At 65.5% G+C, this 19,344-nt stretch carries 14 protein-coding genes; 2 read left to right on the forward strand and 12 right to left on the reverse strand.

Annotation, left to right across the window (positions count from 1 at the left end):
* Window positions 1-330 precede the first annotated feature (330 nt).
* Window positions 331-1,671 carry an epoxide hydrolase family protein gene (locus tag GGD62_RS19185; protein ID WP_183709543.1) on the forward strand — a complete coding sequence of 447 codons (1,341 nt, stop codon included), beginning with the start codon at window positions 331-333 and terminating at the stop codon, window positions 1,669-1,671.
* A gap of 25 nt (window positions 1,672-1,696) precedes the next feature.
* On the opposite strand, the gene GGD62_RS19190 is transcribed toward GGD62_RS19185, so the two are convergent.
* Together GGD62_RS19190 and GGD62_RS19195 are read right to left on the reverse strand one after the other, a co-directional pair.
* Window positions 1,697-2,461 carry an SDR family NAD(P)-dependent oxidoreductase gene (locus GGD62_RS19190; RefSeq protein WP_018315682.1) on the reverse strand — a complete coding sequence of 255 codons (765 nt, stop codon included), beginning with the start codon at window positions 2,459-2,461 and terminating at the stop codon, window positions 1,697-1,699.
* 82 nt (window positions 2,462-2,543) lie between these two features.
* Window positions 2,544-3,560 carry a zinc-dependent alcohol dehydrogenase family protein gene (locus GGD62_RS19195; RefSeq protein ID WP_183709545.1) on the reverse strand — a complete coding sequence of 339 codons (1,017 nt, stop codon included), beginning with the start codon at window positions 3,558-3,560 and terminating at the stop codon, window positions 2,544-2,546.
* Between the two features lie 221 nt (window positions 3,561-3,781).
* Between GGD62_RS19195 and GGD62_RS19200 the strand changes: the two genes are divergently transcribed.
* Window positions 3,782-4,690 (forward strand): LysR family transcriptional regulator, encoded by a 909-nt coding sequence (locus GGD62_RS19200; protein WP_179733929.1) that lies wholly within the window; start codon window positions 3,782-3,784, stop codon window positions 4,688-4,690.
* 65 nt (window positions 4,691-4,755) lie between these two features.
* Here GGD62_RS19200 and GGD62_RS19205 read toward each other — a convergent pair whose 3' ends face one another.
* From GGD62_RS19205 to GGD62_RS19250, 10 genes are all read right to left on the reverse strand, one after another.
* The gene (locus tag GGD62_RS19205; protein WP_183709547.1) at window positions 4,756-5,970 is read right to left on the reverse strand and encodes an acyl-CoA dehydrogenase family protein; all 1,215 of its coding nucleotides are present in this window, start codon (window positions 5,968-5,970) and stop codon (window positions 4,756-4,758) included.
* A 186-nt stretch (window positions 5,971-6,156) separates the two neighbouring features.
* Complete coding sequence (locus tag GGD62_RS19210) at window positions 6,157-7,368, reverse strand: ABC transporter substrate-binding protein (protein ID WP_183709549.1); 1,212 nt, start codon at window positions 7,366-7,368, stop codon at window positions 6,157-6,159.
* A gap of 116 nt (window positions 7,369-7,484) precedes the next feature.
* On the reverse strand, window positions 7,485-8,060 hold the full coding sequence (locus GGD62_RS19215; RefSeq protein WP_026201537.1) for an HdeD family acid-resistance protein: 576 nt from the start codon (window positions 8,058-8,060) through the stop codon (window positions 7,485-7,487).
* A gap of 128 nt (window positions 8,061-8,188) precedes the next feature.
* Window positions 8,189-9,712 carry an FAD-dependent oxidoreductase gene (locus GGD62_RS19220; protein WP_183709551.1) on the reverse strand — a complete coding sequence of 508 codons (1,524 nt, stop codon included), beginning with the start codon at window positions 9,710-9,712 and terminating at the stop codon, window positions 8,189-8,191.
* A 27-nt stretch (window positions 9,713-9,739) separates the two neighbouring features.
* Entirely contained in the window at window positions 9,740-10,366 is a 627-nt protein-coding gene (gene folE / locus GGD62_RS19225) for a GTP cyclohydrolase I FolE (protein WP_018315675.1), read from the reverse strand.
* Window positions 10,367-10,502: 136 nt separating this feature from the next.
* A complete protein-coding gene (locus tag GGD62_RS19230) occupies window positions 10,503-11,393 on the reverse strand; it encodes an alpha/beta fold hydrolase (protein ID WP_183709561.1) in 891 nt (296 codons plus the stop codon).
* Between the two features lie 114 nt (window positions 11,394-11,507).
* Entirely contained in the window at window positions 11,508-12,335 is an 828-nt protein-coding gene (locus GGD62_RS19235) for a hypothetical protein (protein ID WP_018315673.1), read from the reverse strand.
* A 214-nt stretch (window positions 12,336-12,549) separates the two neighbouring features.
* On the reverse strand, window positions 12,550-13,428 hold the full coding sequence (locus GGD62_RS19240) for a transglutaminase family protein (RefSeq protein ID WP_183709563.1): 879 nt from the start codon (window positions 13,426-13,428) through the stop codon (window positions 12,550-12,552).
* Window positions 13,425-15,947 carry a circularly permuted type 2 ATP-grasp protein gene (locus GGD62_RS19245; RefSeq protein WP_183709565.1) on the reverse strand — a complete coding sequence of 841 codons (2,523 nt, stop codon included), beginning with the start codon at window positions 15,945-15,947 and terminating at the stop codon, window positions 13,425-13,427. The genes GGD62_RS19240 and GGD62_RS19245 overlap by 4 nt, the downstream gene beginning before the upstream one ends.
* Window positions 15,948-15,974: 27 nt before the next feature.
* Window positions 15,975-19,244 carry a DUF2126 domain-containing protein gene (locus GGD62_RS19250; protein ID WP_183709567.1) on the reverse strand — a complete coding sequence of 1,090 codons (3,270 nt, stop codon included), beginning with the start codon at window positions 19,242-19,244 and terminating at the stop codon, window positions 15,975-15,977.
* Window positions 19,245-19,344: the final 100 nt, after the last annotated feature.

Raw genomic sequence — 19,344 nt, forward strand, 5'->3', positions numbered from 1 at the left:
GCAGCGAAAAGGACGACTGAGGTGCGGTGGCTATTCCACTCGTTACTCATGAGGGGCCTCCACAACTAACAGAAACGTAATACGACTGGGATGGTTCCCAGCGCCGCTACCGCCGGGTGCCGCCGTTATCCCCGTCCGCCCCCCTTGTGAGCGGACATGGACAGCCATGCTGAGCTTGTCTCGCTTCGCCACGCCGAGCGTTCGCGACAGCTCACAGCATTTAACAACGCCTAACGAGCCATTGGCGAGCTTCCAGGCCATGTTGCAGGGACAGACGAAGGACTGTCCTGCCCCGCAGGCACCGATCGCCCGAAGCCAGGAGGCCATCCCATGCCGGTATCATCCAATTCGTCATCCGATTCCGGGATCATCATTGACAGAGATCGGCGCGCGCTTCTGAGCACCGCCGTGCTTGGAATTGCAGCAGCGATTTCCGCGAGCGTGTTTCCCGCGCACCAAGCATCGGCTGCCGGCGCGAGCGCAATTCGCCCCTTCCGGATCGATGTCCCCGAGGCCGATCTCGTCGAGCTTCGACGTCGTGTGCTGGCGACACGATGGCCTGACCGCGAGACGGTTTCCGATCAGTCGCAGGGGATCCCCTTGGCGAAGCTCCAGCCGCTGATGCACTATTGGGGGACGGCGTACGACTGGCGGAAGATCGAAGCCAGGATGAACGGGCTTCCGCAATTCATCACCGCTATCGACGGGATCGACATTCATTTCATTCACGTGCGCTCCAGGCACCCCAATGCGCTCCCTGTCATCATCACCCACGGCTGGCCGGGATCGGTTTTCGAGCAGCTCAAGGTGATCAATCCGCTCACGGATCCAACGGCCCATGGCGGGCGGCCTGAAGACGCGTTCGACGTGGTGATCCCCTCGATGCCTGGCTACGGATTCTCAGGCAAGCCGCTCGATACCGGCTGGGGTCCTGAGCACACCGCGCGCATCTGGGCAGAACTCATGAAGCGACTTGGTTACACCCATTACGTCGCCCAGGGCGGCGACTGGGGTTCGCCCGTCTCCAGCGCGATGGCGCGGCTGGCGCCGGCAGGCCTGCTCGGCATTCACATCAATTTGCCGGCGATCGTGCCGCCCGAAATCGCCGCGATCCTCGCCGCCGGCGGGTCTGCCCCGGCGGGGCTGTCCGAGAAGGAACGCACGGCGTTTGACGCATTCAGCGCGGCGGCCAGGATGGGCAACCGATCGTATGCGGTGATGATGGGAACAAGGCCGCAGACGATCGGCTACGGCTTGACGGATTCTCCCGTGGGACTGGCGGCCTGGATGCTCGGTCATCCAGGCTTCTCGCATTGGAATTACGATGGCACCGACCCCGAGAAGTCCCGCGACGAGGTACTGGACGACATCACGCTCTACTGGCTGACAAACAGCGCGGTTTCATCGGCGCGACTTTACTGGGAATACAGCGGGCGCAGTCCCGCTCTCGCCGCCCCCGAGAAGACCGCGGAGATCTCGCTCCCGGTGGCCATCACTGTCTTTCCCGGCGAGAGCTATCAAGCCCCGGAGACGTGGGCCCGGCGCGCCTATCGCAACCTCACCTACTTCCATGAGGTCGACAAAGGCGGTCATTTTGCGGCCTGGGAGCAGCCCGAGCTTTTTTCCGCGGAGCTACGCGCCGCGTTCAAACCGCTTCGGCCCGCAATCTGACGCACTCGGCGGCTCAACATGTGGATCAACGCATGACGAAACCGCCGTCCACCGAGATGGACTGGCCGGTCACATAGCTCGCAGCATCGCTGCATAGCCACAGAACTGCATTCGCGATTTCCTCGGGACGTCCGACCCGCCCCATCGGGATGCTTTTTTCCATGGCCTTGAGCGCATCGCCTTGCCCGTCGGCCACCATCCGGTCCACCATCGGCGTCCATATCAATCCCGGGCAAATGGCATTGACGCGGATACCACGCGTTCCATATTCGAGCGCCGCGCTCTTGGTGAACCCAAGGATACCATGCTTGGCGGCGTGATAGATCCCGCGTTCCGCACCACCGACAAGGCCGCCGAGAGACGAGCAATTGACGATGGCGCCGCTGCCCTGCTTGCGAATCTGCTGCAATTCGAACTTCATGCAGCTCCATATGCCCTGCAGATTGATCCCCATGACACGGTCATAATCCTCGCGAGTGGTGTCGGCTGTCTCCGCGAGCACATTCTGGACGCCGGCGTTGTTGTAGGCGGCATCGAGTCGACCGAAAGTCTCGACCGTCCTTGAGACCATGGCTTCGACCTCGGCATCATCGGCCACATTGCAACGAATGCCGATCGCCTTGTGACCTCGAGCATTGAGTTCGTCGGCGGCAGCGCGCGCCGCATTCTCATTCCAGTCCGCGAGCGCGACAGACGCCCCCGATTCCGCAAAAGCTTTCGCGGCCGCGAGGCCGAGACCGGAAGCTGCGCCGGTCACCAAGGCGACCTTGCCTTCGAATGAAATGTTCATGTCGATCTCCTTTTGGACTCGTCGGGCTGCCGATCGGGAGCCTGCAAAAGCCGCTCCCGACAGACAGCACCCTGCTCCGCGGTCACACCGTCAGCAGCGTCTTGATCGCGCGGCGCTGGTCCATCGCCTTGTAGCCTTCGGCGACCTGATCGATCGGCAGCGTGAGATCGAACACCCTGCCCGGCTGTATGCGTCCATTGAGGACGCGGTCCATGAGATCGGGCAAGAACCGCCGCACCGGGGCAGGACCGCCCATCATGCGCCGCTGGCCGAAGAACAGGGCCTGGCCGTCGAAAGTCACACCATGGGGAACACCGACATATCCGATACTGCCCCCGGGACGCGCGCATTCGAGGGCCTGCGACATCGCTTCCTGCGTACCGACGCATTCGAGCACCGAATCGGCGCCGACGCCCCGGGTCAGGTCCTTGACGCGCGCGATGCCTTCTGCGCCGCGTTCCATGACGATATCGGTCGCGCCGAACGCTTTGGCCAGATCCTGCCGCGTCTTGTGGCGGCTCATGGCGATGATGCGCGAGGCGCCCATCTCTTTCGCCGCAAGCACGCCCATGAGGCCGACCGCGCCGTCACCGACCACCGCGACCACGGAGCCCTGCTTCACATTCGCAGCGTCGGCCGCGTACCAGCCGGTTCCGAGCACGTCGGAGGTCGCGAGCAGATGCGGGATGAGATCGCTGCCCGGCACCTCCCTGGTCGCGACGAGCGTGCCATCCGCAAGGGGGACACGGGCGTAAGGCGCCTGCGCGCCCGACATGAACTCGCGCTGTTCGCACGACGATTGAAAGCCGAACTTGCAATGCGGGCAAGTATTGTCCGACAGGCAGAACGAGCCGACGACGAACTGGCCGGGCCTGACGGTCCGCACCGCACTGCCGATCTCGACCACCACGCCGCAATATTCGTGACCCATATGCGCGGGGCCGTCACTCGGCTGCAGGCCGCGATATGGCCAGAGATCGGAGCCGCAGATGCACGTCGCCGACAGCTTGATGATGGCGTCGGTCGGGTGGACGATTTTGGGATCGTCGACGGTTTCGTAACGGACATCGCCGGGTCCGTAGAGGATTGTCGCTTTCATTGCTTTCTTCCTTCGAGTCACAAAGCCGGACTCCGCCGACACACAAGCGGCGCATCGCGTCGAGACACCAAGCAACAGCGCGAAGACCGCGATCCACGCGGCTGCGGGGTACGAAGCCCCAGCCCGCGCGTTTACGACAACATCTAGGGTCCCAGGCGGCGGCCGATTAGCCGATATAATTTGCTTGCATTAATCGATACGGGCCATGAATAGTGGCGGCCATGGCGAGCCAGGATTTCAACGATTTGCTGGCTTTCGTGGCCGTCGCCCGCGAGCGCAGCTTCACGAAGGCCGCCGCGAAACTGGGCGTGGTGCAATCGACGCTCAGCCATACGATCAAGCGCCTGGAATCGCAGATGGGGCTGCGGCTGCTCACGCGCACGACCCGAAGCGTCGGCCTGACCGAGGCGGGCGAGCGCCTTCAAAAATCAGTTGCGCCGCGCATCGAAGAGATCGAGCGCGATATCGCCGCGCTGATGTCGCTGCGTGACAAGCCGTCGGGCACGATCCGGATCACGCTCTCGGACCATGCGCTGGACACGGTCGTCTGGCCGAAGCTGTCGCCCGTCTTGGAAAAATACCCCGACCTCAAGGTCGAGTTCAGCCTCGACACCGCCTTCCGCAACATCGTCGAAGACGGTTTCGATGCGGGCATCCGCCTCGGCGAAAGCGTCGAGAAGGACATGATCGCAGTACGCATCGGTCCGGACTGGCGGCTCGTCGCGGTCGCCTCGCCTGCCTATCTGAAGGAGCATCCGAAACCAAGACATCCGCAAGACCTCCTCAAGCACGTCTGCATCAAGCGGCGCGCGGCCGCCGGCGGCCATTACGTGTGGGAGTTCGCCAGGAACGGTCCCGACCTGCGGGTACGCGTCGAGGGACAACTGACCTTCAACGATTCCCGGGCGATGATCGACGCCGCCATCAAAGGTTTCGGCATCGCCTATGTCCCCGAGGACATGGTGACACGGCACGTCCGTTCCGGTGAGCTCGTCATCGTGCTCGACGACTGGTCGCCGAAATTCGACGGCTACTATATCTATTATCCGACCTCGCGGCAGAACTCGGCTGCATTCAAGGTGATCGTCGACGCACTTCGCCATCACGAAGCGCGAGGAAGACGCGGCTAGTTTGCCGCGCCGCCGCACTTGAAAATAGCGCTAAGCCGCACATCAACGAATCAAGCGCTGGTGCTCTATCCCATCACCCCGCCGCGCTTGATCAGCTCCTTGCCGACAGCGGCCAGATGCACCTGGTCCGGGCCGTCGCCGATGCGGATGAAGCGGGCGTAGACATAGGCACGCGCCAGGAACGTATCCTGCGAGACGCCGGCGGCGCCGTGGATCTGGATGGCGCGGTCGATGACGCGGGCGGCCATGCTGGGCACCACGATCTTGGCCGCGGCGATCAGGTCGCGCGCGGCCTTGTTGCCTTCGCGGTCCATCTTGTCGGCAGCTTGCAGCGTCAGGAGCCGCGCCTGCGCGATCTCGCAGAACGAGTTTGCGATGTCCTCCCGCACCGAGCCCTGCTCGGCGATCGGCCTGCCGAAGGCCACGCGGGAGACTGATCGCTGGCACATCAATTCGAGCGCACGCTGGGCGCAGCCGATCAGCCGCATGCAATGGTGGATGCGGCCGGGGCCGAGCCGCCCCTGCGCGATCTCGAAGCCGCGGCCCTCGCCGAGCAGGATGTTCTCCACGGGCACGCGGACGTTCTCGTAGACGATCTCGGGATGACCGCTAGGGGCGTCGTCATAGCCATAGGTGAGCATATCGCGGACGATGCGCACGCCCGGCGTGTTCCTGGGCACCAGGATCATGGATTGCTGGCGGTGGCGGTCGGGATCGTCGGGCGCGGTCTTGCCCATCACGATCAGGATCTCGCAATCCTCGTTCATCGCACCCGATGTGAACCATTTGCGGCCGTTGATGACGTAGTCATCCCCGTCGCGCTTGATGGCGCACTGGATGTTGGTGGCGTCGCTGGAGGCGACCTGCGGCTCGGTCATCGAGAAGCCCGAGCGGATGCGCCCCTCCAGCAGCGGCTTCAGCCAGCGCTCCTGCTGTGCAGGCGTGCCGTAATTCGCGAGCACCTCCATGTTGCCGACATCGGGCGCCGAGCAGTTGAAGATTTCGGGCGCCCAGAGGATGCGGCCCATGATCTCCTTCACCGGAGCATAGTCGAGATTGGAGAGGCCGGGGCCGTGCTCGCCGGAGAGAAACAGGTTCCAGAGCCCCTGCTCCCGCGCCAGCCGCTTCAGCTCCTGCAGCACGGCCGGCGTCTTGTAGCGCGCGGCCTCCGGCTTGACCTGCTCGTAATAGAGCTCCTCGACCGGCTCGACATGTGTCCGCATGAACTGCCGGATGCGGTCCTGCAGCTCCAGCGAGCGGGCGGAGTGTTGGAAGTTCATTTTCAATCCTCCGCTCGCCGACGCTCGCGTCGGTCCCGTAGGGTGGGCAAAGCATCCGCCGTAGCTCGAAGAGCGAAGGCGGAAGCCTGCCCACGTTCCTGTTTCCGTATTGAGCAGGTCGTGGGCACGGCGCAAGTGCGCCTTTGCCCACCCTACGATTCCGAGATCGCGGAGAGAGCCCTGCCCTCACGTCCCCTTCAAGAGTTCGCTCGCGACCACCCAGTCGTTGCCGTCGAACTGCAGCATATAGCCATCCTTGATCGGGCGGAAATCCTGCGGGGTGGTGTTCAGCGTGATGCCGGGCATCAGCAGCGACAGCGGCACGCTCTTCAGGTTCGCCGCCTGCGCCATGATGTTCTCGCGCGTCAGATTGTCCTTGCACTGCTTCAGCAGCACCACCAGCGCCTCGGCGACGGTGTAGCCGTAGAGGCCGGCGACGTTGTTGACGTCGGCATTGGGCAGGCGCTTCTTCATGAAATCGATATAGGCCGTCATCGCCGGGTCGTTCTTCGGCGCTTCGACGAACGGCTTGAGCGCGCCGAGCGAGAGCACGCCTTTGCCGGCCTCGAGTCCGGCCGGCACCATCACCGTCGCCTTGTTGGCGCAGCCGCTAGCGAGGAAGCGCGTCGGCTGCCAGCCGACCTCGTGGGCCTTGCGGATCGCCTGCGCGCAGGCGCGCGGCGTCACCGAATAGATCATGAAGACGTCGGCCTTGGTATTCGCCAGGGTCAGCACCTGGGAATCGACGGTGGGGTCGGCGACCTCGAAGCTCGAGGCCATCGCGATCGCCTTGTCGGCGTCAGCGCCGAGCGCCTCCTTGACGCCGCGCAAGTATTCCTTGCCGGCATCGTCGTTCTGATAGAGCACGGCGAAGCGCGCATTCGGGTTCTTGGCGCGGGCATAGGCGACGTCGATCGCAGCCTCGCTGGTGTAGTTCGGCGCCCAGGGCAGCGCCATCGACCAGGGCATGTTGGCCGGATCGTTCCACTTCGAGGCCGAGCTGATCAGGAACAGCTGCGGTACCTTGTTGCTGTTGAGATATTTTGCGATCGCCGAGCTTGGCGCCGTGCCCATGGTGGCGAAGATGAAGGCGACGCCGTCACCTTCGACCAGCCGCCGCGCCGCCTCCATGGTCTTGGGCGGCGAGAACGCGTCGTCCAGCGAGATCAAATTGAGCTTGCGGCCGGCAACCCCGCCCTTCTCGTTGACCTCGTCGAAATAGGCCGCGATGACCCTGCCCGTGATGCTGAGGGGCGAAGCCGGCCCGCTATAGGGCATGGTGTTGCCGATCTTGATCTCGGTGTCGCTGACGCCGGGACCGTAGGATTTTTGCGCGGAGACGGATGTGGACGGGCAGGCGGCAGCGAGCGCTGCGGCCAGGGCCAAGGCGGCTTTCATGGTTTCTCCCCAGTGCTCATCGTCCGCGCGAGGCGGCCGCGCGGCGTGCTGCTTTTTGCCAGCGCGTCAGATCAGCGGAGTTCCGCAAGATGGTCTTGCGTCGAGTTGCTGATGGCTTAGCCGCGCCGCTTCAGGCTGAAGCCCAGGCTGATCCAGCCCGCTCCCGCCATGATCAAATCGATGCCGAGGAACAGACCGAGGATGTAGACGCTGTTCACCGGCCAGCGTGCGACGATCAGCAGGCCAAGCAGCAGCGTGATGACGGCCGACAGCGCCACCCAGACCCACGGGCTCTCGCGCTTCATGCTGAAGGCGAGAAACAGCCTGACGGCGCCCGAGGCGATCAGCGAGGCGCCGAGAAACAACGTCAGCAGGACCGCCGCGAACAGCGGATTCTCGAAGGTCAGGAAGCCCGCGATCACGTAGAGCACGCCGAGCAGGGCCCAGATCAGGAACTTGCCCCAGCTCTTCATCTGGAACGCGCCGATGATCTCGGTGACGCCCGCGACGATCATCATGGCGCCGACCACGATGACGCTCGCCACCGTCGCCATCACCATGCTGCCGAGTGCAATGAACCCGGCGATGAGATAGACGACGCCGAGCGCGACGATCCAGCCCCATTTGGCATGCAGCGCCGCGATGCCGGAGCCGAGACTTGGGTGATGTGACGTGTCCGAAGCACTGGTCATGACGGCCACTCCTGCTTGCGTAGCCCGGGGGCACGCGCCAGAATAGCACGCACCGTGCCGGGACGACAGCCAGCAGAACACCCGTACCGGCAGTAACATTGACGCAAATCAAGATCGGCTGCGGCGCATCAGCCGCGGGACCGCTCCATCTCGAGCTCGGCCTTGAGGTTGTCGAGATCGCGGTAGATCGACGCAACCGCCAGCACGCGGCCGTCCTTGCGGTACTTCAACAGGCAATCCTTGCCTCCGATGCTGCCGTCGATCGCGATCTCGTCAAAGCTCTCGGCGTGGCCGACATAGTTGATCGGCACGTCGTAGTGCTGCGACCAGAAGAACGGCACCGCGTCGAAGCGCTCGCGCTTGCCGAGCATGTTGCGCGCCGCGGTCTGGCCCTGGCGTTCGGCAACGACCCAATGTTCGACGCGGATGGTTTGCCGGGAATGCGGATCGGGCCAGCGCGCGATGTCGCCGGCCGCGAAAATGCCGGCGACACTGGTTTCGAGATATTCGCTCACGCTGACACCGCGATCCGCCGCAAGGCCGGCGTGCTCGGCCAGCGCAAGGCGCGGCTTGACGCCGATGCCGACCACGACGAGGTCGGCTTCGATGACAGCTCCGCTCTTTAGCGTGGCGCGGGTGCCGTCGAGTTTTTCGACCGTGTCCTTGAGGTGAAAGATCACGCCGTTCTCTTCATGGAGCGACCGGACGAAGTCGCCCATCTCGGAGCCAAGCACCTTCTGCATCGGCCGCTCTTCCGGCGCGACCACGTGCACCTCGATCTTGCGCGCCCGCAGGGACGCCGCGACTTCGAGGCCGATGAAACTGGCGCCGATGACCAGAGCGCGCCTGGCACTCCCCGCTGCCTTGATGATGGCGCGGCTGTCGGCGACGGAGCGCAAGGTGTGGACATGCGGCTGGTCGGCGCCCGGGATCTGCAGTTTGACCGGCTCGGCGCCGGTCGCGAGCAGCAGCCGGTCGAAGGGTAGCTTGTCGCCATTGCCGAGCGTAACGTTGCGCGTCTTCGCATCGATGGCGGAGACGCCGGTGTTGAGCCTGAGATCGATGCCCGCGTCCTGATAATAGTCCTCGCCCCGCAGCGGCAACCAGTCCTCCGGTGCGCTGCCCGCGAGATAATCCTTCGAGAGATTGGGCCGGTCGACCGGCATCGCGCCGTCATCGCTGAGCATGGTGATGGCGCCGGCAAAGCCCTCGCGCCGGAGCGTCTCGGCGGCCGCGAAGCCGGCTGCACCGCCGCCGACGATGACGAATTTCTCGGGCGTCGGCGCGTTGCGATGAGCGATCGACGGCTTCGGCGCCTCGCGCTTGCGCCGAACGATGATGTTGTCCCGATCGCGCGCGACCTCCCACACCGCCAGCGCGTTCAGCGCCGGCGGGCGGGTGGCTTCGCCCGTGCGCAAGGAGAAGCAGGCATGATGCCAGGGACAGCGGATGGTGTCGCCCACCACCAGGCCCTCGGCGAGCGGCCCGTGGTAATGGCTGCAGGCCGGCTCGATCGCAAAAATCTCGCTGCCGGCCTGCACCAGCAGGACGTCTTCCTCGCCGACATGACCGAGCAGTTTGCCATCCCTGAACGCGGTCAGCGACACGCCTTTGCTCAGGTCGGGTCCGCTCGGCTTGTTGTTCTCGGTCATGGCGCCGTCTCCTTGAGCAGCCGCGGGTCAATCGTCCGAATTGGCGAGCCCCAACAGTTCCTGGCGCGTCAGCGCATTGTCGCGGAACACGCCGAGCATGCGGCTGGTGACGAGATCGGTCCCGGGCTTGTGCGCGCCGCGCGTGGTCATGCAGTGATGCGTCGCCTTGATGATGACGCCGACGCCTTCAGGCTTGAGCACGTCGTTGATGGTGTTGGCGATCTGTGCGGTCATCTTCTCCTGGATCTGGAGGCGCTTGGCGTAGATGTCCACCACGCGCGCAAGCTTGCTGATGCCGACGACACGGCCCTGCGGGATATAGGCGACCCAGGCGCGGCCGACGATCGGCGCCATGTGGTGCTCGCAATGGCTCTCGAAGCGAACGCCGCGCAGGACGATCATCTCGTCATAGCCTTCGATCTCCTCGAAGGTCTTTTGCAGGATTTCCGTCGGGTCCTGCGCATAGCCGGAAAAATACTCCTCAAAGGCACGTGCGACCCGGTCCGGCGTCTCACGCAGACCATCGCGCGCGGGATCGTCGCCGGCCCAGCGGATCATGGTGCGGATCGCCTGCTCGACCTCGAGCCTGTCAGGCCGTTCGACCGGCGCCTGCGCCACCGCAACACGTTCCAGCTTGCGCACTTGTGACTTCATCGAGATCCTCCCCTGCAACGAGCCGCATACAGAAGCGGCTCCTCAGCTTGGACGGCTGCAATCGCAAAAGGTTCCCAGGATCAGGAAAAATCGGAGGGACGGCAGACAAGCCAGCCGGCCGGACGAGAAACGAGCTTTATGAGGCCGCTTTCCGGACCTCGACCACCGCCTGCGCCCATTCGGCCGGCCGCTCCTGCGGCAGATTATGGCCGGCATCGGTGAAGACGCGCCGCTCGAATGGACCCTCGAACTTGCTGGCGTGATGGGCGGTGCCGGGATTGACGCCGTCGCTGTCGCCGTCGATCGCAATCGTCGGGACGCGGATCGGCGGCTGGTCTGCGAGCTTCGCCTCGATCGCGACATAAGCAGGATCGCCCGCGACCAGCGCATAGCGGTGGCGGTAGGAGTGGATCACGACGTCGACGAAGTCAGGATTGTCGAACGACACCGCGCTCTGCTCGAACGTCGTGTCGTCGAACGCCCATTTCGGCGACCACATCGCCCAGAGCTGGCGGGCAAAGCCGCGCCGGTTGCGCTCCAGCGCACGGCGGCCGCGCTCATTGTGAAAGAGATATTGATACCAGAGCGCGGCTTCCTCCGGCGGCGAGGCCGGCTCCATGGAACGGGCGATGTTCTGGATGTTGTAGGAATTGCCGGAGACGAGGGCGATCACGCGCTCCGGATAGAGCGCCGAGATCACGCAGGCCGCGCGCCCGCCCCAGTCGTAGCCGCCGACGACGGCGCGCTCGATACGAAGCGCGTCCATGAAGGCCAGCAGATCGGCGCCGAGCGCCGCCTGCTCGCCGGAGCGCGGCGTATCCGGGAAGCGAAACCGCGTCGGTCCGTAGCCGCGCAGCCAGGGCACCAGCACGCGCGCGCCGGCCTCGGCAATGATCGGCGCGGTCTCGGCATAGGCGTTCACGTCATAGGGAAAGCCGTGGCCCAGGATGCAGGGCCAGCCGTCAGGTGCGCCGTATTCGCGATAGGCAATGTCGAGGACGTCCGTGGTGATCGTTTTTTGTTGCATGGTTGCTTCACGGCGTTGGGGATTTCGTAGCCCGGATGGAGCGCAGCGCAATCCGGGAACGCCAGCATCCGCGAATGCAGGATGTCGCTGCGCTCCATCCGGGCTACAACAGGTCTACCGCTGCGGCCCGGACAGCGAGATGTCGCGCTCGGCGCGGAAGACGTTGCTGTAGAGATTGGCGATCCATTGCCGGCCGATCTCGGTCTTATTGAGGTAACCGATCTCGGTCTGGATGTGCGGTGCGACGCTGTTCCAATAGAATTGTGGATAGCGGTTCACGATGTCGGCCGGTGAATCGTAGCCGAGCTGGCGATTGATGCCGACCTCCTCGAATTCGTAATAGAGCGCGTTGGCCTTGCGCAGATAATTGGGATCGCCGAGCTGGCCGATGAAATCGGCGGCGCGCAGGATCGAGGCATCGACGTCATACTCGTGGCCTTCCTGGGCCGGAAAGCGCGTTCCCTCGATAGCGCGGGCGATGCGTTCAGGATCGAGACCCGGAATGTGCTGCAGCCGCCGCAAGACATAGAGCTTCGAGCGGTCGACGTGATACATCATCAAGCTGGCGTCCGACGCACCGCGCGGCAACGAGATCTTGGTGTCGGCGGCATCGATGACGAAGCCGTCGATGTCATCCTCCTCAAACAGGCCGCGGACATAGCCGATATCGTGGGCGAGGCAGGCGATCAGGACATGGACGTAGTCCTCGGCCGTCAGGTGAGTATGGAGATTTCGGCCACTGAGGATCGAATGGCCCGCCAGCGTCACCAGCATCGTATGTTCGATATTGTGGTAAAGTGCATCGCTGTTACCGATGCATTCCATCGCGGTGCGGGTTGCGCTCTCGACCATGCTTGCAGCGGTCTCGCCGTACCGACGCCGCATAAACGTACCCAGCAGCTTCTCCAGGGATTCAGCCGCCAGTCTCGGCAACGTCATCATGGATGCAGCCCCGCGTGCCGGTGGTGTCCCATGTCAGCTCCCGAAGTCTCGTTCTTGTCCTCGACGCAACGACCCAGCATAGACCATCTTGGGCCGAGTGACCAAACCCCCGGGAACGCGATTACGGAAATATGTTACCGTTGTGCTATGCAAGATCGCGGTTGCGGCGAAGGCGCGGCACGCCCGCGTGGCGAGCCCGGCCGACGAGGCGCGTTTATTCCACCATCACCACGTCCACGGCGACGCCGAGTTTCTGCTTGGGTGAGCCGACGATGATGCCGTCGACCGGCGAGACGTCGGAAAAGTCGCGTCCGACCGCAAGCACGATATGGTCGTTGGCAATCAAGAGATCGTTGGTCGGGTCGAAATCGACCCAGCCAAGCTCCGCCCCGCACCACAGCGACACCCAGGCATGGGTGGCATCGGCGCCTTGCAGGCGGGCCTGCCCCGGCGGCGGAATGGTGCGCAAGTAGCCGCTGACATAGGCCGCTGGCAGACCGAGCCCGCGCAGCCCTGCGATCATCACATGGGCAAAATCCTGGCAGACGCCGTGTCGCTTGTCGAAGACCTCGTTCAGCGGCGTCGAGATCACCGTCGCCTTGGGGTCGTAGCGAAACTCGGTGCGAATGCGATGCATGAGATCGACTGCGCCCTCGAGGATGCCCGCGCCCGGCGCAAAGCTCATCCCCGCATAGGTGCTGACCGGACGCAGCACCGGCACCAGCGGGCTGGCGAAGACATATCCGACCGGCGAGGACGGCCCGAGGCTGGTCGCCTCGAAGGCGATGTCGCGGATGCTCTCCCAGCTCGGACTGTCGGCATCGCGCGCCGGCGGCTTACGTGACACGGAGACACGCGAGCGCGAGTCGATCCGCAAATTGCGATGCGCCGCTTCGATCACGATGCTTTCGGTCAGCGTGCCAAAAAAGTCGCGCCGGACGTTGCGCTCGGCGGGGCGCGGGCGGATCTCGACCTTGTGCGAGATCAGCTCCTGGCCGCCACCGCTCTTCGGCTCCAGACGCAGCGTGCAGCGGGCGAAGCTGACCGGATTCTCGTACTCGTAGGTGGTGACGTGACGGATGTCGAAGATCACGCCAGCCCCGTCAGCTTTTCCGGCCGGGCGGCATTGGGGCCGTGCGGGAAGTAGTGCTGACCGATCGCATCGGCGAGGCTGAGCAGGTCCTGCTCCAGCGCGAACAGTGTCTTGACCTCGAGCTTCTCGGCCTCCGCGGTCGCCAGCATCGCCTGCATCGCCACCGCAAGGCGCTGCGGCTTCTCGATCAGGCCGTGCTCCTTCAGGCTGGGCAGCGCGGCGATGTGCTCGTTCAGCGTCGTCACCTGGAACGCCACCGAACGCGGATTGTAGCCGTCGAGCACGGCAAGATCGCGCACCGGCGCCAGGATCGGCGCCAGCAGATAGCGCGAGCGATAGGTGATCTGGCAATCCACCAGCGTCAGCAGGATGTCGAGATCCTCGTCGCCGGCCTCGTCATAGGCGAATTGGCGGGTGAAGCGCGTGGTGTTGATGGCGCGCTCGGTGCGGCGGCCGATGTCGAGAAAGCGCCAGCCGGCGGCGCGGTTCATGTTCTCCTGCGCCAACCCTGCGAGGCTGGCGAGCTCCTGCAAGGTCAGCTCGGCCGCACTCAGCACGCCGTCGTCGCCTTCGACCTGGTAGGCCAGGCGCTCGGCCATCTCGGTGATGACCTGCCAGGCATCGGGCGACAGCCGCTCGCGCAAGGAGGTCGCCGTGCGCTGCGCCGCGCGCACCAGCGACAGCGCCGAGCCGAAACGTTCCGCGCTCTGCAACGCTTCGGCGGTGATCCGCCCGGGCGCGGCGCGCGAAGTCTGCGAGATCGCGCCCCAGGCCACCAGCAGGCGCTGGATGCGTTCGCCCGATTGCAGCGAGGCCGCGGTGCCCTTGTTGGGCCCGCTCGGCGAGCCCAAAGCGCGCACCAGCCGCAGCGTCGCCTCGGCGCGTTCGAGATAGCGGCCGAGCCAGAACAGATTGTCGGCGGCGCGGCTCGGCAGCACGCCGGCGATGCGGCGGATGCGGACCTTGTCGGTCGCCGGCAGCAGCGTCGCGGTCGAGACCTGCTTGTCGGAGACCACCCAGACATCGGCGGCGCGCGCACCGTCGCCCATCGACACCGCGCGCGCATCCGGCTGCTCGGCGATCCGGCAGAAACCGCCGGGCATGATGGCCCAGCCGTCGCGCGTGGCGGCTGCGAACACGCGCAGCACGAAGGGACGCGGCGTGATCTGGCCCTGCTCCCAGACCGGCATGGTCGACAGCCGCACCACCTCCTGGCCGACATAATCCATGCCGCGCGCGGCGATGGCGCCGATCAGGCGCTGGCGGTCGCTCGCATCCAGCTCGCTCGCGAGCACCGGCCCCGCGCTGTCGAAACCGGGCACGCCGCGCCGATAGGCGCCTTCGATCGCGACCTCGTCGAGCCGCGCCAGCACCTCCTCGCGCGCGCTGCGCTGGCCGCACCACCAGGTCGCGATGTGCGGCATCTTCAGCTCTTCGCCAAGCAGGCGGCGGCTCAGCGCCGGCAGGAAGCCGAGCAGCGCCCGCGCCTCCAGCACGCCCGAGCCCGGCATGTTGGCGACGACGACGCCGTCCTTGCGCAGCACGTCGATCAGGCCGGGCACACCGAGATGCGAGGAGGCATCGAGCTCGAGCGGATCGAGCGAATTGGAATCGACCCGGCGGAGCAGCACGTCGAGGCGCTTCAGCCCGGCGACCGTGCGGATGTGGATGCGGTTGTCGCTGACGGCGAGATCGTCGCCCTCGACCAAGAGGAAGCCGAGATAGCGCGCCAGCGTCGCGTGCTCGAAATAGGTCTCGCTGAAGCTGCCCGGGGTGAGCACGCCGATCCTGGGCTCGTCGCGGTCGGCACGCGCGCGCAGGCTGTCGCGGAACGCCTCGAAGAATGGCGCGACGCGCGGCACGTTCATCGACTTGTAGAGGTCGGAGAAGGCGCGCGAGAGCACGAGGCGATTCTCCAGCGCGTAGCCCGCGCCCGACGGCGCCTGGGTGCGGTCGCCGAGCACCCACCAGCGGCCATCGGGTCCGCGGCCGACATCGGCGGCATAGATCGACAGGTAGCGCCCGCCCGGCGGCGGCACGCCGCAGACGGGACGCAGATATTCGGGACTACCGGCGATCGCGGCCGCGGGCAGCGCGCCTTCCGCAACGAGGCGGCCCTCGCCATAGATGTCGCGCAGCACCAGCTCGAGCAGCTCGGCACGCTGGGTGATGCCGGCGCACAGCTGCTGCCAGTCGGCCTCGTCGATCAGGAGCGGCAGATGGCTGATCGACCACGGCCGGTCGGCGCTGTCGCCGGGCGCACGGTAGGTGACGCCGGCCTCGCGCAGATGGCGGTCGGCCATGCCGAAGCGACGCTCGATCTCGTCGGGCGCGAGCGCGCCGAAGGCATCGAAGAATCGGCTCCAGACCGCGCGCGGGGCGCCGTCGGGCCCCAGGAACTCGTCGGGAATCCCGGGCAGGCGGCGATAGTCGCGGACCCATTGGGCAAGGCGACGCTGGCCTTCACGCTGGCCTTGCGCCTTACCCGCCTTGTCCTGCTCGGCTGCGCCCTCGCTCATGCGCCTCTCCCTGCCCCACCATCATACTCATTGCAGGAGCGGGGTCCGCAAGTCGAGGGTCAGCGGAAACTCATTTGTGCGTTCCTCGGGGGGTGGCTGGACCGGCCCCGGCGTATGGCCGTGGTCCTGGAAGCGCGCCAGCCGCCGCGCCTCGGCCTCATAGGTGTTGACCGGCTTGGTGTCGTAGCTGCGGCCGCCGGGATGGGCGACGTGGTAGACGCAGCCACCGAGGGAGCGGCCATTCCAGGTATCAATGAGATCAAAGGTCAGGGGCGCATGGACCGGGATGGTCGGGTGCAGGCCGGAGGCCGGCTGCCAGGCCTTGAAGCGGACGCCGGCCACGGCCTCGGCCGAGCGGCCGGTCGCGGTCATCGGCAGGCGGCGGCCGTTGCAGGTGACAATGTGGCGGCCCTCGACAAAACCCTCCGCCTTGACCTGAAGCCGCTCGACCGATGAATCGACATAGCGCACGGTGCCGCCGGCCGAGCCCTCCTCGCCCAGCACGTGCCAGGGCTCCAGCGCCTGGCGTAGCTCCAGCGTCACGCCGCCATGATGGACGCGGCCGAAAGCGGGGAAGCGGAATTCGAGCTGGGCCAGATACCATTCCGGCTCGAACGGATAGCCTGATTGCTTCAGCTCAGTGAGAACGTCGAGAAAATCCTCCCAGATGAAATGCGGCAGCATGAAGCGGTCGTGCAGCGCCGTGCCCCAGCGCACGAACTTGCCGGCCTGCGGCTCGCGCCAGAACTTTGCGATCAACGCGCGGATCAAGAGCTGCTGCGCCAGCGACATGCGCGGATCGGGCGGCATCTCGAGCGCGCGGAATTCGACGAGGCCGAGCCGGCCGGTCGAGCCTTCCGGGGAATAGAGCTTGTCGATGCAGATCTCGGCGCGGTGGGTATTGCCGGTGATGTCGACGAGCAGATGCCGGAACAGCCGGTCGACCAGCCACAGCGGCGTCTGGTAGCCCGGCGGCGGCACGTGCGAGAGCGCGATTTCGAGCTCGTAGATGCTGTCGTGGCGGGCTTCGTCGATGCGCGGCGCCTGGCTGGTCGGGCCGATGAACAGGCCGGAGAAGAAGTAGGACAGCGACGGATGCCGCTGCCAGTACAAGACCAGACTCTTGAGCAGGTCGGGCCGGCGCAGGAACGGCGAGTCCTGCGGCGAGGAGCCGCCGACAACGACGTGGTTGCCGCCGCCGGTGCCGGTGTGGCGGCCGTCGACCAGGAAGCGGTTGGCGCCGAGGCGAACTTTCCCGGCGTCCTCATAGAGGCCGGCGGTGATGTCGACCGCCTCGCGCCAGCTCTTCGCCGGCTGGATGTTGATCTCGATGACACCGGGATCCGGCGTCACCTTGATGACCTCGATGCGCGGATCGAATGGCGGCGGATAGCCCTCGACATGGACGGGGAACTGCATCTCCTCGGCCGTGGCTTCGAGCGCCGCGATCAGCTCGAGATAGTCTTCGATGCGCTCGACCGGCGGCATGAAGGCGCAGAGAACGCCATCGCGGATCTCGACCGACATCGCGGTGCGGACCGGGACCGACGTGTTGAGCTGCTCCGGCGCGATCCGCGGCGGCGACTGCGAGCGCGCCGCAAGCGTGAACACCGGGAGCTTGCCCCGCGGCTCCATCGGGTCCTGCTCGACGATGTACGGATATTGGTTCGGCGGGACGTGGCCCAGCGAGCCGATCGGCAAGCGCAGGCCGAGCGGGGAATCGCCGGGCATCAGGAACAGGTGATTGCGCCGCAGAGCCCAACGCTCGCTGCGCCAGCGCGGCGGCGCGTTCCAGCGCTGCACCGGCAGCACGAAGCCGCGCGGCGTGTTGAGGCCCTCGTCGAACACCCGCGCCATCCGCGCGCGCGCTTCCGGATCGGACAATTTGGAGTCGGAGGGATCGACGTTGACGGGGAGCTCGGCTTCCTTCTGGAGCCAGTAGGCGGTGTCCTCGTAAGCCGGGATGATGTAGCCGGGATCGAGCCCGAGCCGCGCCACCGTGCCCTCCATGAAGGCCTCGGCATCCTTCGTCTCGGCGCGCCGCGGATTCCCGATCCTGGCGATGAGGTCGGCGTTCTTCCAGATCGGCACCCCGTCCTTGCGCCAGTACAGGCCAAACGCCCAGCGCGGCAGGCTCTCGCCCGGATACCATTTGCCCTGGCCATAATGCAGCAGGCCGCCGGACGCGAAGCGCGTGCGCAGGCGGCGGATCAAATCGTCGCCCAGCGCGCGCTTGGTCGGGCCGACGGCCTCCGTATTCCACTCCGCAGCTTCGAGATCGTCGACCGAGACGAAGGTGGGCTCGCCGCCCATGGTGAGCCGCACGTCCTGCGCGGCGAGATCGCCGTCGACCTGCTCGCCGAGATCGTTGAGCCGCGCCCAGGATTCGTCGGAGAACGGCTTGGTGATGCGCGGCGCCTCGCGGATGCGGCGGACGCTCATATCGAAGGCGAACTCGACCTCGGCAAAGCCGGCGCTGCCGGAAATCGGCGCAGCTGAACGATAATGCGGCGTGGCGGCGACCGGGATGTGGCCCTCGCCCGCGAGCATGCCGGAGGTCGCATCGAAACCGATCCAGCCGGCGCCGGGCAGATAAACCTCGGCCCAGGCGTGCAGGTCGGTGAAGTCGTTCTCCACTTCCGGCGGTCCCTCGATCGGATCGATGTCGGGACGGATCTGGATGAGGTAGCCGGAGACGAAACGCGCGGCGAGGCCGAGATGACGGAAGGTCTGGATCAGGAGCCAGGCCGAGTCGCGGCATGACCCGGCACCCGAGGCGAGCGTCTCCTCCGGTGTCTGCACGCCGGGCTCCATGCGGATGATGTAGCGGATCTTCTTCTGAAGCTCGCGATTGAGCTCAACCAGGAAGTTGACGGTGTTCGGAGCGTCCTGCGGGATCGTATCGAGATATTTCGCAAACAGGCGATCGGGCTTGATGGTCTCCAGATAAGGCGCCAGTTCGGTCTTCAGGCCGTTCGGATAGTCGAACGGAAAACTGTCGGCATAGGGTTCGACGAAGAAGTCGAACGGGTTGACCACGGTCATCTGCGCCGTGAAGTCGACCTCGATCTTCAATTCGGTCGTCTTCTCCGGGAAGACGTAGCGGGCGAGCCAGTTGCCCTGCGGATCCTGCTGCCAGTTCACGAAATGGTTGGATGGCGTGACCTTGAGCGAATAGCTCATGATCGGCGTGCGCGTATGCGGCGCCGGCCGCAGGCGAATGGTCTGCGGGCCGACATCGATCGGGCGATCGTATTTGTAGTGCGTGACGTGGTGTAATGCGACGTAGATCGACACGGGGTGCGATGCTCCAGCAGCATTTTTGAGCAGAACACCTGAGGTGGACGCGATCAAGCACTAACAACGGGCAGCGAGTGCCTAGGTAAGGTGCGGGGCG

The sequence above is a fragment of the Bradyrhizobium sp. ERR14 genome, from assembly GCF_014198235.1.
Classification (GTDB): domain Bacteria; phylum Pseudomonadota; class Alphaproteobacteria; order Rhizobiales; family Xanthobacteraceae; genus Bradyrhizobium.

Bases quoted from the DNA above. Each gene is read 5' to 3' on its own strand.
- GGD62_RS19210 (WP_183709549.1), bottom strand. From the start codon at position 7,368: ATGAAAGCCGCCTTGGCCCTGGCCGCAGCGCTCGCTGCCGCCTGCCCG.
- GGD62_RS19195 (WP_183709545.1), bottom strand. From the start codon at position 3,560: ATGAAAGCGACAATCCTCTACGGACCCGGCGATGTCCGTTACGAAACC.
- GGD62_RS19205 (WP_183709547.1), bottom strand. From the start codon at position 5,970: ATGAACTTCCAACACTCCGCCCGCTCGCTGGAGCTGCAGGACCGCATC.
- folE (WP_018315675.1), bottom strand. From the start codon at position 10,366: ATGAAGTCACAAGTGCGCAAGCTGGAACGTGTTGCGGTGGCGCAGGCG.
- GGD62_RS19220 (WP_183709551.1), bottom strand. From the start codon at position 9,712: ATGACCGAGAACAACAAGCCGAGCGGACCCGACCTGAGCAAAGGCGTG.
- GGD62_RS19185 (WP_183709543.1), top strand. From the start codon at position 331: ATGCCGGTATCATCCAATTCGTCATCCGATTCCGGGATCATCATTGAC.
- GGD62_RS19245 (WP_183709565.1), bottom strand. From the start codon at position 15,947: ATGAGCGAGGGCGCAGCCGAGCAGGACAAGGCGGGTAAGGCGCAAGGC.
- GGD62_RS19200 (WP_179733929.1), top strand. From the start codon at position 3,782: ATGGCGAGCCAGGATTTCAACGATTTGCTGGCTTTCGTGGCCGTCGCC.
- GGD62_RS19215 (WP_026201537.1), bottom strand. From the start codon at position 8,060: ATGACCAGTGCTTCGGACACGTCACATCACCCAAGTCTCGGCTCCGGC.
- GGD62_RS19230 (WP_183709561.1), bottom strand. From the start codon at position 11,393: ATGCAACAAAAAACGATCACCACGGACGTCCTCGACATTGCCTATCGC.
- GGD62_RS19190 (WP_018315682.1), bottom strand. From the start codon at position 2,461: ATGAACATTTCATTCGAAGGCAAGGTCGCCTTGGTGACCGGCGCAGCT.
- GGD62_RS19235 (WP_018315673.1), bottom strand. From the start codon at position 12,335: ATGATGACGTTGCCGAGACTGGCGGCTGAATCCCTGGAGAAGCTGCTG.